A 13,410-nucleotide genomic window follows, 5' to 3' on the forward strand; every position below is an offset into this window, starting at 1 on the left:
GGCAGGGTCAGGAGGGAAAAAGATGGCAACACAACTCGTAAAAGGCAACTCCGCAATAGTCATTGGTGCACTTTATGCCGGATGTGACTGTTTCTTCGGATATCCCATTACTCCGGCAAGTGAAATTCTGCATGATGCCTCCAAATACTTACCCATGATAGGAAGGAAATTCGTGCAGGCCGAGTCCGAAGAAGCTGCAATTAACATGGTCTTCGGGGGAGCATCAGCCGGACACAGGGTAATGACATCCTCGTCAGGCCCCGGAATCAGCCTGATGCAGGAAGGAATTTCTTATCTTGCAGGCGCAGAACTTCCCTGTGTGATTGTCGACATCATGAGGGCAGGCCCCGGACTCGGGAACATCGGACCTGAACAGGGAGATTACAACCAGGTAGTAAAAGGCGGGGGGCACGGGAACTACAAGAATATCGTACTTGCTCCCAACTCCGTGCAGGAGATGTGTGACTTTACCATGAAAGCTTTTGAGCTGGCGTTCAAATACGGGAACCCTGCAGTCGTACTTGCTGACGGAGTGCTCGGGCAGATGATTGAGTCCCTTGAGTTTCCGAAAAAAGCGCTTGCTCCTGAAATCAATACAAGCTGGGCAGTCAACGGCACAGCCGAAACCAGGCCTAACCTGATAACCTCTATCTTCCTTGACTTCAATGAACTCGGGCAGTTCAACGAGAAGCTGCAGGCAAAGTACGAGCTGATTAAACAGAATGAGGTTGACTACGATGAATACATGACCGAAAACGCCTCAATCGTACTCGTTTCTTACGGCATAAGCAGCAGGATCTGCAGGTCTGCCGTAGACCTTGCCAGAAAGGAAGGAATAAAAGTAGGGCTTTTCAGGCCAAAAACCCTCTTCCCGTTCCCGGAAGCGCAGTTAAAAGCCCTTGCAGATAAGGGAGCTTCTTTCATCTCAGTGGAAATGAGCAATGGGCAGATGATAGACGATATCAGACTTGCAATCGGCTGCTCGCAGCCTGTGGAGCTGGTAAACCGCATGGGAGGAAACCTGATGACCCTGGACCAGATTATGGATAAAATAAGAAAGGTTGCAGGGGAGGCATGAATATGGCAGCAGAAATCATTGATGGAGAAAAGGTTATTAGAAAGCCGAAAGCTCTGTACGCGGAATATCCCCGCAAGGGAGGAGCAGCTCCGACAGCCACTCACTATTGCCCTGGATGCGGACATGGGGTTTTGCATAAACTCATCGCCGAGGCAATTGATGACCTGGGAATCCAGGACCGGACAGTTATGATCAGCCCTGTGGGCTGTGCAGTTTTTGCTTACTATTACTTTGACACAGGCAATATCCAGGTTGCCCACGGCCGGGCTCCTGCTGTTGGGACAGGCGTCTCAAGGGCTGAAGAAAATGCGGTGGTTGTCTCCTACCAGGGTGACGGAGACCTTGCTTCGATCGGTCTTAACGAGACACTGCAAGCGGCAAACAGAGGGGAAAAGCTTGCAGTCTTTTTCGTAAACAACACCGTGTATGGCATGACTGGCGGACAGATGGCTCCAACAACCCTTATCGGGGAAAAGACAACTACAACTCCTCAGGGCCGCGATCCCCGCTTTGCAGGCTACCCGCTTCATATGTGTGAGCTCCTGGACAACCTGAAGGCTCCGGTCTTTATCGAAAGAGTCTCGGTTTCCGATATTTCTCATATCCGGAAGGCCCGAAAAGCCGTTCGAAAGGCGCTTGAAGTTCAGCGTGATGGCAAAGGCTATGCTTTTGTGGAAGTCCTTGCAGCCTGCCCGACCAATCTTAGGATGGATGCGGAGCAGGCTATCCAGTTCATTAATGAGCAGATGGAAAAGGAATTCCCGCTCAGGAACTTCAGGGACAATTTCGAATCTGCCGAACCCCTTCACCGCGGGATCAGCGATTTTACAACAGAGTCCCTTGAGAAGCTTTACGGAATTGAAGCGGAAGCCGGAGAAAAACCCTCAAGGGCTGACTTTTCCCCGATCCAGACCAAGATTGCAGGTTTCGGAGGACAGGGTGTCCTTAGCATGGGACTTATCCTTGCCCAGGCAGGAGTCAAAGCGAATCTCAATGCTTCCTGGTTCCCTTCTTATGGCCCTGAACAGCGCGGAGGAACCTCAAACTGCTCGGTCGTGATTTCTGGCCAGGATATAGGCTCGCCTACGGTCTACACCCCTGATATCCTTATAGCCATGAACCGTCCCTCCCTCGAGAGATTCGAAGGGGCAGTAAAAGAAGGAGGCTTTATCCTCTATGACTCAACAATCGGGGAAGCCGCGACCCCTACAGGCGTAAAAGCAATTGCAGTCCCTGCAACCGAAAAAGCTAAGGGAGCAGGCGATGAGAGAGCTGCAAACTCCTTCATGCTCGGAGTCCTTATGGGCCTGAACGCAACCGGCCTTGAAGAAGATGCCTTCAAAGAAGCCCTTGCCGAAAACTTCGCAGGCAAACCCAAAGTTATCGAGTTTAACCAGCAGATGCTCGAAGCCGGTGCAGCATGGGTAAGAGAGTCTGTTAAAGTATAAAAAAAGTATAAGGTTCAGGTGTATGTGAAGGTAAAATACGTTGATATAAGAAAATGTCTTACAACCAAGCAGGCGGAGAAAAGAGCCAGATCCGCCTGTAAACACTCTTTTTAGGCTAATTCTTATTTTTATTAATCTCGGGTCTCTAATTTGCTAGTGAGGTGGAGAGTTTCACTCACGGTGACTCTTTATCATTTCTCTTTGAAAGTAATTGAAGCACTTTCAGGCAAAATACATCTAACAGGAAAAAAGCCTTGTTGATTTAAAATACATTGTTGTTTAATTTTCTCTGTTACCCCCTGTATTTCCTGTTTGTCCTTATAAAGAGGTTTGGTCATTAAAATTGAAAATTTCGATTTTCTCTTTTGCTTTTAATCTTCCTCGCGGCAACAGGACTAAAGGAAACATTAAAATAGTTGAGGGAAGTCGTAGTTAATATAGAACGGCAAAACCAAATTCATCACCTCTCCAGCTTTATTTTGCCGTTCTTTAAATTCCTTATTATAGCACACTTTTTTTCAAGATTTTTATTTAGGGTCTATACTCAACGGAACGTAGCTGAAGAAATGAAATGTTCACAGCCTGTAGGCATACTGACGAAAGAATCTTAAAAATTTAGGAACGGTCATAAGGTTTATTAAAAATAAACACATTATAAAAAAGAGTAAGCGTTCATAAAAATTACTTTGAAAGTAAATGAATTTAATAAACTAAGTTGAAACCAGGAATTTGACTGAAAATTAGCTATCATAGAAATCGTAGTACCATTAAATAGTAGTTTAGAAGTAGATGGTAGGGGCCGAGTCCCTATTCTCGGGGTCCCTACCTGCGATCCAACCCTGGATTGAGAGGAAACCCTTACTCTCAATCTCCTATATTTTATAACGATCCTGTAATATATATCATAACCGCTCCAAAAAACTTTTTTTAATTCAAATTTTTAAATTGGATATATTTTTTTGTCTGACTTGAACTTTTAATGCCATTGAAAGTTTTATGAAAGTTTTAATATAATTATAATAATCTTATTAATCCAGCTGTCTAAACTATCTACTGTCTAAACTATCTAATTATTTTAAACTATCTAATTATTTTTCATTTTTCCAGTCGTATTTCCTCTCACTAATTAAATAATAAGGATCAATAATAATGAGAACAATCATAAAGCTTATTTATGGTAACAACATTATGAAAAAGAAAAAAGTACTGTAAAAAATAATATGAAAGTAATTGAAAGTAATTATATTTGCTTGCATGGATCTCATTTAAAATAAGCTTCAGTATAAAGATTTAAAAGATGGCTATTAGCTTAGAAGTAGATGGTAGGGGCCGAGTCCCTATTCTCGGGGTCCCTACCTGCGATCCAACCCTAGATTGAGAGGAAACCCTTTAACCCTCAATCTACATCTATTTTATAATCATGTGGACATATATATCATAACCGCTTAAAAAAACCAATGAATATCTTTTTTTTTGAGGCTATTAAAAATTATTACAGCAAACAAATTTTCAATGCCACTAAATATGGATAAGAATCTCATGCTAAAGATACAATATTCTATCTTATTGATACTTATTCTATCATATTGATTTATTCCTACTCTAACAATAACTACAATAATTGAGTGTAGAAATTTATCTTGTTGGTCTCACAGCCTGTTAGAGCTAGCTGATTTTTCAATTCTGATGGATAAAAGTAAATATTGTATACATCAAAAAAGTGATTTTTAATAACTTCTAAAAAATTATTTATGTTTCTCTTGTCTATGTCAGCTAAATTAAAGACATAATAAATTTAGAAATTTAGGAACGGTTATAAGGTTTATTTAAAATAAATACATCCTAAAAAAGAGTAAGCCAGTATAAAATTTAATTTAGAAGTATATTTCATCTGGGAATTTTGCTTGAAAATCCGTAATTTAATTATAATAGCCTAAAAAAATCTTAGTTATAATTAATTCTTAGTTTAGCGCAGGTAGGATTCGAGTCCCTATCCTCGATGTCCTTTCCTGCGATCCAACCCTGGATTGAGAGGAAACCCTATTACTCTCAATCTACGATCTATTATAACGATTAATTATATAGTATTACTCACTTGATAAACCTTTTGCAATCTCTTGAATAAGAGGATTTTTTAAAAGATATCGGGACTTTTCTGACTTACAATTTTCCTTTGCTTAATCAGGAGCACAGCAGGTTGCTTAAAATATGAGGGCGGCTGCCCTTCAGATAAGATGAGCTTCGAGAGGGGGAAAGCCGTTAAAATTTATAGAAGAGTAACTCTGGGTATAGGCTCCTGTTGTGAATATGTAGACGCGGTTTCCTTCTCTCATAGTATGGGGAAAGGAATATTTATGTTGCTCATAGAGGATGTCCATGCTATCGCAGGTTGGACCTGCAAGGATGACCTCTTCTGCACAACCTTTTTTGTCACAAAAAATCGGGTATTTGATGCATTCGTCAAGGGTCTCAATAAGGCCGCCAAACTTTCCGATATCAAGATAAACCCATTTGTACTGGTTGAACCTGGCTTTTTTAGAGATCATAACGACTTCACTTACAATTATGCCGGCATCGGCAACCAGAGATCTTCCGGGTTCGATAAGGATTTCGGGAAGCTCTTCTCCGAAGTCGTCGTGTAAAAAGCGGCGGATTTCCCTGGCATAGGTCTCAAGGTCATTTGCCTGAGCCTGGTATTTTGCGGGGAAGCCTCCCCCGAGGTTAATCATTTTCAGCTGAATCCCTTTTTCGGCTACTGCTTCAAAAAGGTATTTGCACTTGGAGATTGCATTATCCCACTGTCCGATATCTCTTTGCTGGGAACCTACATGGAAAGAGAGTCCGTAGGGTTCAAGCCCGAGTTTTTCAGCTTTCAGAATCAGTTTGTATATAAGGTCAGGATGGGAGCCGAATTTCCTGGAAAGAGGCCAATCTGCCCCGTCACTTTCGGTAAGAACCCTGAAAAAAACCCTTGAGCCAGGAGCTTTTCTGGATAATTTTTTCAGATCATTTTCTGAATCAGTAACAAAGAGCCTTACCCCTTTCTCATAGGCATAAGCTATATCCTTTTCTTTTTTGATAGTGTTTCCGTAGCTTATCCTCTCAGGCCCCACTCCGAGCCTCAGCACCTGATCAAGTTCGTAAACCGTTGCCACATCAAAGTTGGAACCTTTATTCTTCAGAGCAAGCACTATCTTATCCATAGGATTGGCCTTTACAGCATAGTGAATTTTTGCAAAAGGCATGTGCTCTACAAGTTCGTCATAACTTCTTTCTACTTTCTGAAGATCAATGACCAGGAACGGTGTTTCTTTAGCCCGGGAGAATTTCTTGATTTTGTTAAATTCTTCTCTGGGAATGAAGTCCTCCAGCGGGAACTCATAAAGCTCTTTTCTCATATCTACTCCCTTTTTTAACCTTAAATTTTTTGTAAGCGGGGTTGAAATTTTATTACGGACCGAGTAATAGTCCGTTGGGTTATATTTGAGCAATTCTGTTTATAAATTTTTAGTAAATTATGGATTTATTTCGGTTTTGAGATTTATAATTAATAATGCAGATAATCCCTGAAATAAAACGAATCAAATTGGAGTTTATGTATATAAAACTAATTCTTGTTGAATATCAAGACTCAAAAAGAGCTAAAATCAAATAATATTCACCATAAATAGTCAAATTAGTGAAAAATCCTTTATTTGCCTTTTTTAAGAAATTAAATCCCTCTATATTCTTTTTTCACCTATTAAAAGCAGTATAATCCTGCTTATATGTTGAAATTCTCCATAAAAGCCTGTATTTTTCGGAAATATATGCTTGCTGTTTAAATGTAAAATAAGAATTTAACCGAATAAACAAGGTGAAAAACTCCTTTTTATGGGAATAATTTTGTATTAAAGCTTATATGAACTTTTATTTGACTAAATAGTTCTTTATTTTCCTTTTAATTTTCCTGGCTGAAATGCCTTTATGCACTTAACTATTTTATAATATTTATCTTTCGATCTGTTTAACGTAAGTAATTATAATTTGAAAAATGAGATAAGCAAAATGAGATAAGCAAAATAAGGTGAGAAGAAAGAGATTTAACTGAAATTGGATGTATCAGCCAGTTAAGAGCTTATCCTTCCTTTTTCCGGTTTTAAGTAACACTAGTATTGCACTTATTCCTGCAAGGAAAAATCCGTAAAGCATGACTTCTTTACTGATCTGGGAAAAAAGGAAAACAGCGGATAGAGCCCCAAGAGTTGGAATTATGGGAAAACGGCCTATACTGACAGGGACCCTGAAAGGGCGCCTTCTCTCCGGGTCGGTGTATCGGAGTTTTATTAGGGAGACGTTGACTATAAAAAAGACAATAAAAATCATAAAATTCGCAATATTTGCTACCGTTGCTATGTCTCCAAGGAAGACAAACAGACTTGAAAATAATGCAATTCCGAAAATTGCAGTCCAGGGGGTCTTGAGCTTTGGGTGTACCCGTGCGAGGATTTTCGGAAGCGAACCCGAATTTGCCATGCCGTAGACAATTCTTGACCCTCCGAGCATAACCACAAGTACTGTATTCATTGTGGAAAAAAGCGCGATCCAGGAAAGAAGGACAAAAGCCTTTTCCCCAAAAGCGACAGCTGCAACTTCAGCAAGCGGGATATCCGAAATTCCGAGAACCTGAAAATCAAGCACACTCACAGAAGTTACTGCCACACAGATATAGAGGAAAATGGTGACGAAGATGGAAATAAACAAAGCTTTTGGAGTTGCTTTCTCCGCATCTTTTGTTTCCTGGGATAACCTTACAATATCTTCAAACCCCAGGAATGCAAAGATAATCAGGGCAGAAGCCTCAAAAACTCCTGAGAGGCTCGGGGTTTCAGAATAATTTACCGTACCAAGATAGGGAATCCCTACGTAAATAATTATCAGGAGACCTGAGAGTTCTATAAAGGTCATGAGAATAGCCAGTCGGGCTGACTCCTTGATCCCGTAAACCATTACAAGGCTCAGGAGTATATACAGGCTTATCGCCCCTATTAGAATTCCACCTCCGAAAATAGTACTGAAGTACCTCCCAAAGCCGAGAGCAACCGCAGAAGCGGTAATTGCTACATAATAGATGACCAGCAGCCCTACAAATAGACCTGTACGTTCTCCAAAAGCCTTCCTCGCAAACACATACTCTGCTCCTGCTCGAGGGTACATGGAAGAAAGTTCCATATAGCTTAGAGCGGAAAGTGAAGCGGTAAATCCTGCAAACAGAAAGGAAGCCCAGACCATGTTGCCAGCGAGACCCGCAGCTTTTCCCATAAGCACATAGATCCCTGCTCCAAGAATATCTCCAATTCCGACCAGAGTAATTTCGAGTAAACTCAGGTTTCTTTTTAGTTCCGATTTCCTTTCCATAAGATTTTCAGAATTATATTTAGCTTCAAACATTATATACCAGATGAAATTATATTTCTAAATTCGGGTAAATGACACAAAAGTTAATGAAAAATTGTACTATGAATTTGGATAAAATGCGCAAAAACTAAGCATTTTCAGCTTGTAGAGGATGGGCAGGAGTCGAAAGTCCTATACATTTATGGGGAGCAATTCTGGGTGTTTCCCTTTACGGATATTCAAAAATGCTATTCAAAAGGTTAAGAATGGCTCCTCAGCCGGATTACCCGGGAGAAACCTGGGAAATCGGTAAAATAGGTTTTTTCGGCCAGAAAACTTAAATCATTAATTTAAATATTTGTATCCTATTTCAATATTTATGTCTTCATTTTTCGAGCCAGTTCTCGCCCTATTTCCTCAACTTTTTTTAAGTCTTCCTTGCTGGCCCTGCCCTGTACCTGAAGGGTGCCCATAATCTCCATTTTAGAAGGGCCCAGGAGTTCACCTGCCTGCTTCAGTGCCCCTCCTCCCCAGCCAAAGGACCCGAGCACAACCCCGTACTTTGCCGGGGGGTTGAGGGCCTTTACCAGGTAAGTGCCGTAAAGGGCAAGCGGGTGCATACCTCCCAGGACTGTCGGCGTTCCAAAGACTACAGCTCGGGAATCAACCAGTTCCCTTGCAACATCTCCTATATCCGAGGCCGCAAGGTCATACATTCTGACATCGACTCCTTCTTTTAGCAGGGTTTCTGCAATTGTACGGACCATCTCCCGGGTGGAACCCCACATACTTACATAAACAATAAGGGCTTTGTTCTCGGTTTTTCCTTGAGTCCATTTTTCATACGGGTCCAGGATTCGCTTCGGGTTTTTGTATATCGGCCCGTGGCTTGGGGCAATTATTTCGATCCCAAAGTCCTTAATTTTCTCAAGGGCTCTGGCTCCCATTTTCGCAAAGGGCATCATGATCTCCCCGTAGTAGCGCTTTGCAAGAGAAACGAGTTCCTCGATATCTTCGTCGTATACTCCCTGTGCTGTATGTGCCCCGAAAAAGTCGCATGAGAAAAGGACCTTATCATCGGGAATGTATGTGAACATGGTTTCTGGCCAGTGGAGCCAGGGAGCTTCTATGAAATGAAGGGTCTTTCCTCCAAGGTCAAGGCTGTCCCCTTCGGCAACGACTTTGATCCGGGCTTCAGGCAGCTCGTGATAAAGCTTTGCCATCTTTACTCCTTTCTCGGTCGTGACAAACAGGGCCTCAGGAGCTTTTTCAAGGACAAATCTAATCGCATTGGCATGGTCAGGTTCGGCATGGTTCATTATCAGGTAATCTAGTTTTTCCAGGTCCGAAACCACGTTAATTTTTGTTTCCAATTCTTCTTCAAATCCCGGATTAACGGTATCTATAAGTGCTGTCTTTTTCTCGCCTTTTACGAGATAGGCATTGTAGCTTGTACCCTCTGGCAGCGGGATTAAAGAATCGAAGATCCTGCGGTTCCAGTCTTTTGACCCAACCGCGAAAACATTCCTTGTAATCTCCGGGATATTGTAGGTTTCCATACTTTACCTCCATCTCTCTTCTGAATCATTAACTCCCAAAATAAAATATACTAAAATTCAATACACAGAAATTTTTAACTGTTCCCCCGAAGCTCAAAACATAATTTGTTGGAGCTATGTTAATTTACTATATTTTCCTATATTTATTATTCCAATTAAATATATTTGGCAAGAAACTCCCTCTATTTTTTACCTGTTCTTTCTATCGGAAAAATAGTTAGAAGGCATAAGCTCATAATGCTTTTTAACACCCAATATTTTTCAAAAAAAATAAAAAAATGAAAAACCTTATATAGACAGCAGTAAGTTATCACTTTCCTATTCAGGCAAAATTTACATTATCATGCTTGATAAGGCAACCATTAAGCCTGAAATTATTCGGTATTGAAATGAGGCTTTGAATACTCGAATATTTCATCAATCAACTAAGAAGGGATACTTTATGAAAACATCAAACGTAGAACTGAATCCGAACAAACTGGTACAGTACCTCAATAAGCCAGCAAGCGAGTTCACCAAGGATGACATTATAAGGTTCATCAAGGAAAACGGAATTAAAATGCTGAATTTCCGCTATGTCGGTGGCGATGGGAGACTTAAAGCCCTTACCTTTGTGATCAGAGATGAAGAGCACCTTGACAACTTACTTTCTGCCGGTGAGAGGGTAGACGGTTCAAGTCTTTTTTCATACATCGAGGCAGACACAAGCGACCTCTATGTGCTCCCCAAATACAGGACTGCTTTCGTGAATCCTTTTGAGGAAATCCCCACTGTGGACATCCTCTGTTCTTACTTCGACAAGGATGGAACCCCTCTCGTAAGCGCTTCAGAAACCGTCATGAAGAAGGCTTCCCGGGTCCTGACTGAGAAGACGGGCTACGAACTTCAGGCAATGGGCGAGCTGGAATACTACATCATTGCCAACAGAGAGGAAGTCAACATGGGTTTCCCGGCTGTTGACCAGAGAGGGTACCACGAGTCCAATCCCTTTACCAAATACGACCAGCTCAGGAAAGAAGCAATGATGTACATCTCCGAAGCTGGCGGAAAAATCAAGTATGGCCACTCCGAAGTAGGGAACTTCACTGATGGCAACTACTACTATGAGCAGAACGAAATCGAATTCGAAACCGACACTCTTGAAAACAGTGCTGACCGCCTGCTTATTGCAAAGTGGATGCTCAGGATGCTTGCGGACCAGTACGGTGTGGTTATCAGCTTTGCCCCTAAGATCACTGTAGGAAAAGCAGGAAGCGGACTGCACGTCCACATGAAGCTTCTGAAGGACGGAAAGAGTGTAATGGTCGAGAATGGCGATGTCAGTGACACTGCAAAGCGTGCAATGGCCGGCCTTCTTGATATTTCAGCAGGAATCACCGCTTTTGGAAACAGGGTCCCAACATCCTACCTGCGTCTCGTTCCTCACCAGGAAGCCCCAACCAACATTTGCTGGGGAGACAGGAACCGTTCTGCTCTGATCCGTGTCCCTCTCGGCTGGTTCTCCGACAACTGCAGCAAGATGATTGCTCAGGTCAACCCTAACTACAGCGAGGATTTCAAGAGCCACAGCTATAAGTCTACCTTCGAATTCCGCGCTGCAGACCCCTCAGCTGACCTTTACCTCCTCCTTGCAGCCTTTGCTGTAGGTATCCGCCACGGATTTGAAATGGACAACGCCCTTGAGGTTGCAAAGAACCTCTACATCGACGTGAACATCTTCAAGGACGAACACAAAGACAGACTTGCTCAGCTTGAGCACCTTCCGGCTTCCTGCTACGAGTCCGCCCAGGCCCTGAAGAAATGTAAGGACGTCTTCACCCAGTACGATGTCTTCACTGAAGGCATGATCAACGACACTGTAAAATTCCTTGAATCATTCGACGACTACCAGCTCAGTGAGAGGCTTTACGGCAAGAACGAAGAAATCAAGAAACTTGTGGACTCTTACGTCCATATTGCCTGAGTCCGACAGGATCTTAAAACAAACCGGTAACTTTATCCCCATAAAAATGCAGGGCTCATGCTTGCCACGGCAGAGCCCTGTAAAAATCCGCTTTTCTCCCTGTTTTTTGTGATTTTTTCCGCACGCTGATTGTATTTGAGCTTCTTCCATTTGAGCTTCTTCCCGGAATACCTTAAGAAATCGGAGGCTTCTTTTACTTACAGAAAACTACCGCCGGGTTGAAAATTAAAAGAGAAAGAAAAATTAAGAGAAAAAAATTAAAAGAGAACGAAAAACCTCGATAGTACTATTAAATTAGATTATAAGGATTTAAATCTGAGAGAAAACGACCATCCCTCATCCCCTTTCTTTTATCATTTATTCAATATTTTAACAGCTGTCCCGTATGCAAGTATTTCGGCTGCTCCTGCCATTACCATTGAGGTCATGAACCTGACGTTTACCACTGCATCGGCCCCCATCTTTTCGGCATCTACTACCATACGGTTGATCGCCTTTTCCCTCGCCTCTTCAAGCATCTCGGAGTATTCTGTCAGTTCACCCCCTACGACACTGCGCAGTCCTGACATGATATCCTTTCCAAGATGCTTGGCCTGAATGGTACTGCCGCGAGCCATTCCAAGGGTTTGTGTAATCTCCTTTCCTGCTACTGTATCCGTGGTTGCGATTATCATTTTTTCACCTAGTATCTTCTTTCGGTTTCCTTATCCCCAACACTCGTTTTTTCCTTTATCAAGGTCAACAAAACCAGTACTATGCCTGTTATGATTGCTCCAATAGATACTTTAAGTACCAGGCCGAAATCTGTAGTAAAAAAATTATAAAGACCACATCCCAGCAGCAAGATGAAGCCTATGACTGCCAGTCCGGTACCAAGATTTTTAATTGCTGTGCTACTGTTCATAAAAACATCTCTTCAAACAAAATTGGAATTCTTCACAGAAACCAGGTTGCTTGAGATTTTATATAAGTACAGGATACATATTACTTTCTTCATATTTATAGACATGTTTCATCCAGGCAAATTACTTTTTAAGGGCTATGACCCAATAGAAAAACCTGGTCGGGCTTGTAACATCCTTTGCCCTTTCGATAATAAGTTCTTTTCCTTTCCGGGTAAGGGCGAAAAGTGGTACTGCAGTTCCTCCCTGAGCAAGAGGCTTTACAAGCTCTCTCATGTACTTTGAAGCACAGCTATGTCTGCATTTTCAACAAGTGTCTGGACATCTTCCTTACTTAGACCTGTTACATGGGCTCCGATTACTATCAGATCAAGCCCGAGTTAGGGTTCAAGTTTCCTTAACTTTTTTGCAGTTTCACCAAACGGTGAGGTTACTGCGATCTTTTTGTACCCGAGTTAGGCTGCCTTTTTCACGCCTTCAACTGGATCCATTTTTGCAGTTGAGGGAGTCAAGCACGATTCTACTGGGTCCCTTGATTCATTTTATTATGCCATCGATAGGTCCGGTTTCGATAAGCTCGGACATTCTTCCACCCATTCCCTGGACAATCAGGTTGTTGGAAGTGGCCGGTTCCGCGCCTTCACGGGATGTCGCTGCCTTCACAGGCTGTCACTGTTGTGTCAAGTAACCCCATGCTCAGATCCGTCATCATAATTTCGCTAGCATCAAAGCTTACAAAGTCCTCGAGCTCCAGCTTGCGTTTTTCAGTAAACATCCCGAAATCGCTGATCTGAACTCCATGTTCTTCCTGAAGTCTTCCGAAGTTATCTTCTGAATTCCACGCAACTTGGCAAAGATAGGACACCATTCAACTTCAGGTTCATCGACTTCAACAACTCTCCCAGCCTGCAGAACAATAAAATTACTCTGTGTGTAGTGGGGAGTGGCAGAATTATTTTTGATTACATAATGGCAAATAATAACAATATACGGGCAGGGTTGTAAAGCACAAATTTAATTGCTTATCGTAAATAAGGATATAGATATGACTTTCAAAACAGGAAAAACAATTAGTTATCTCTTT

Annotated in this window: 9 protein-coding genes and 2 pseudogenes; 3 read left to right on the forward strand and 8 right to left on the reverse strand. The window is 42.1% G+C overall.

Annotated features, from left to right (window positions below; all coding sequences use genetic code 11):
- The first annotated feature begins 22 nt into the window (after positions 1-22).
- Complete coding sequence (locus MSSIT_RS07635; RefSeq protein ID WP_048171359.1) at positions 23-1,078, forward strand: 3-methyl-2-oxobutanoate dehydrogenase subunit VorB; 1,056 nt, start codon at positions 23-25, stop codon at positions 1,076-1,078.
- 2 nt (positions 1,079-1,080) lie between these two features.
- Positions 1,081-2,526, forward strand: coding sequence for a 2-oxoacid:acceptor oxidoreductase family protein (locus tag MSSIT_RS07640; protein WP_048171361.1), 1,446 nt, complete (start codon positions 1,081-1,083; stop codon positions 2,524-2,526).
- Positions 2,527-4,751: 2,225 nt separating this feature from the next.
- On the opposite strand, the gene MSSIT_RS07645 is transcribed toward MSSIT_RS07640, so the two are convergent.
- The 3 genes from MSSIT_RS07645 to MSSIT_RS07655 all read right to left on the reverse strand — a co-directional run bounded on the left by MSSIT_RS07645 (position 4,752) and on the right by MSSIT_RS07655 (position 9,461).
- Positions 4,752-5,924: a type III PLP-dependent enzyme gene (locus MSSIT_RS07645; RefSeq protein ID WP_048171362.1), complete on the reverse strand. Its 1,173-nt coding sequence runs from the start codon at positions 5,922-5,924 to the stop codon at positions 4,752-4,754.
- A 703-nt stretch (positions 5,925-6,627) separates the two neighbouring features.
- Positions 6,628-7,956, reverse strand: coding sequence for an APC family permease (locus MSSIT_RS07650; protein WP_231590470.1), 1,329 nt, complete (start codon positions 7,954-7,956; stop codon positions 6,628-6,630).
- Between the two features lie 323 nt (positions 7,957-8,279).
- Positions 8,280-9,461, reverse strand: a complete 1,182-nt coding sequence (locus tag MSSIT_RS07655) for an FprA family A-type flavoprotein (RefSeq protein ID WP_048171364.1) — start codon at positions 9,459-9,461, stop codon at positions 8,280-8,282.
- Positions 9,462-9,903: 442 nt separating this feature from the next.
- Between MSSIT_RS07655 and MSSIT_RS07660 the strand changes: the two genes are divergently transcribed.
- Positions 9,904-11,424, forward strand: a complete 1,521-nt coding sequence (locus MSSIT_RS07660; RefSeq protein ID WP_048171365.1) for a glutamine synthetase family protein — start codon at positions 9,904-9,906, stop codon at positions 11,422-11,424.
- A 353-nt stretch (positions 11,425-11,777) separates the two neighbouring features.
- Here the strand turns inward: MSSIT_RS07660 and MSSIT_RS07665 are convergent, their stop codons facing one another.
- From MSSIT_RS07665 to MSSIT_RS25520, 5 genes and pseudogenes are all read right to left on the reverse strand, one after another.
- Complete coding sequence (locus MSSIT_RS07665; RefSeq protein ID WP_048171367.1) at positions 11,778-12,098, reverse strand: YbjQ family protein; 321 nt, start codon at positions 12,096-12,098, stop codon at positions 11,778-11,780.
- An 8-nt stretch (positions 12,099-12,106) separates the two neighbouring features.
- Positions 12,107-12,328, reverse strand: a complete 222-nt coding sequence (locus MSSIT_RS07670; protein ID WP_048171370.1) for a hypothetical protein — start codon at positions 12,326-12,328, stop codon at positions 12,107-12,109.
- Between the two features lie 121 nt (positions 12,329-12,449).
- Positions 12,450-12,608: pseudogene (locus tag MSSIT_RS25505) on the reverse strand (DUF2099 family protein); the annotation flags it as partial.
- Between the two features lie 255 nt (positions 12,609-12,863).
- On the reverse strand, positions 12,864-12,989 hold the full coding sequence (locus MSSIT_RS25510; RefSeq protein WP_315968701.1) for a DUF2099 family protein: 126 nt from the start codon (positions 12,987-12,989) through the stop codon (positions 12,864-12,866).
- Positions 12,967-13,340 (reverse strand): annotated as a pseudogene (locus MSSIT_RS25520) (DUF2099 family protein). Before MSSIT_RS25520 ends, MSSIT_RS25510 begins: the two are co-directional and overlap by 23 nt.
- Positions 13,341-13,410: the final 70 nt, after the last annotated feature.

The organism is Methanosarcina siciliae T4/M (genome assembly GCF_000970085.1).
GTDB classification, from domain to species: domain Archaea; phylum Halobacteriota; class Methanosarcinia; order Methanosarcinales; family Methanosarcinaceae; genus Methanosarcina; species Methanosarcina siciliae.